This is a genomic window from Microcystis sp. LE19-41.2A (assembly GCF_027530405.1).
GTDB classification, from domain to species: Bacteria; Cyanobacteriota; Cyanobacteriia; order Cyanobacteriales; family Microcystaceae; genus Microcystis; species Microcystis aeruginosa.
The window spans coordinates 1-1,887 of the sequence record NZ_JAPZQJ010000581.1; the positions used below are offsets into that span (position 1 = coordinate 1).

General features: G+C 38.5%; 1 protein-coding gene. It reads left to right on the forward strand.

The window, feature by feature from the left end:
- The coding region (locus O9290_RS24310) for an AMP-binding protein (protein ID WP_288059535.1) at nucleotides 1–1,644 on the forward strand (1,644 nt) is incomplete at its 5' end.
- Between the last annotated feature and the right edge of the window lie 243 nt (nucleotides 1,645–1,887).

The following is a 1,887-nucleotide window of genomic DNA, read 5'->3' on the forward strand; positions in this document are numbered from 1 at the left end:
GGAGAAGCCTTATCTTATGAACTCAATCAACGATTTTTTCAGCAGTTAAACTGTGAATTATATAACGCTTATGGACCAACAGAAGTAGCGGTTGAGACTACTATCTGGTGCTGTCAGCCAAATTCCCAAATTTCTATTGGAACTCCCATTGCTAATGCCCAGATTTACATTCTCGACAGTTATCTCCAACCGGTTCCTATTGGTGTTGCTGGAGAATTACATATTGGTGGAATGGGTTTAGCGCGTGGATACCTCAACCAACCTGAATTAACGGCTGAAAAATTTATTCCTCATCCTTTTGCCCAGGGTAAATTATATAAAACCGGAGATTTAGCTCGCTATCTTCCTGATGGAAACATTGAATATTTAGGGCGGATTGATAATCAAGTCAAGCTGAGAGGTTTACGCATTGAATTAGGAGAAATTCAGACGGTTTTAGAAACTCATCCCAACGTTGAACAAACTGTTGTGATTATGCGGGAAGATACCTTATATAATCAACGGTTAGTTGCTTATGTAATCAGAAAAGATACTTTATTAACTTCCCAGGATTTGCGTCGTTTCTTACAGCAGAAATTACCCGTTTACATGATCCCTTCTGCCTTTGTCATGTTGTCGGATTTTCCCTTAAATCCTAATGGGAAAATAGACGTTCATAAATTGCCTATACCGGATGAGACTTCTCTAGTTGAATCACCCTATTTAGCCCCCCGCAATTCAACGGAAACTATCTTAGTAAGCCTTTGGCAACAACTTCTACAAGCTGGCAAGATAGGGGTTAATGATAACTTCTTTGAGTTGGGTGGTCATTCCTTACAAGCTATGAATCTTATGGCTTTAATTTATGAAAAAATGGCCATAGAAATTCCTTTATCAATGATTTATGAAAAGCCAACAGTCGCCGAATTAAGCGATTATATTATCTATGCTCAGGAGATGAATATTCAACCGAAAGAACGTCCTTATGTGGTGTTTAATAAGGAGCAAGAAAAGGCCGTCTTTTTATTTCCCCCCGCCCTTGGTTTCGCTGCTGCTTATGCCAATTTAGCAGAGTATCTAACGAATTATGCTATTTATACTTTCCGGTATATTAGCGATGAATTAATGTTAAAAAAATACGCTGAATTAATTGAGGATTTGGCTCAGAATCAAGATATAAAATTAATGGGACATTCCGCCGGCGGATTTTTAGCGATGTTAATGGCTCAACAATTAGAAAGTCGAGGGAGAGTTGTTTCTGATGTCATTTTACTGGATACTTACAGAGGAGGACGTGAGGCTAAAAAAGCTGATATGTCAGAGATTCAAGAAGGGGTTGATGCTTTCTTATTAAATCCCAAACGTCAGGAATTAAGAGGTTACTTTTTAGGGAATCAAAAACTCCGCAATCGCACTTATCATCAAGTGTGGGAATACTTTAATTTTCTTTGGAATTCTGATTTAAAAAATGTACAAATTCAAGGGACTATTCATTTGATTCGTGCTGAGGGAAACTATGAAGCTCAAGATGATTGGACACAAGCAACAAAAGGAGAAAGAATCAATCATTATGCCACCGGTATTCATCGTGAAATGATTGATCCTCCTTATCTTCCCAAAAACGCTCTGATTATTAATAGTATTCTCAACCCAAAACAGTCGTAACCGTTGAGGGGGGGGGACGAAATCGGGCAATCTGAGAGACATGGATGAGCAGTACCTAGGGTCTGCTGAAAAAGTTTTTTCAGCAAATCCTAATTAGGGCTTGCTGAATAAATCTAAAAACCTTGTTGGGTAAGACTTTTAGACTTTTTGTCAATCAAAAAGTACCAGATATGGGAGTGGTCGGGGGGAAAATTCCGGGACTTTTTCCCTGAAAATTAGGTAATTTACCCGATGAAAATGGGT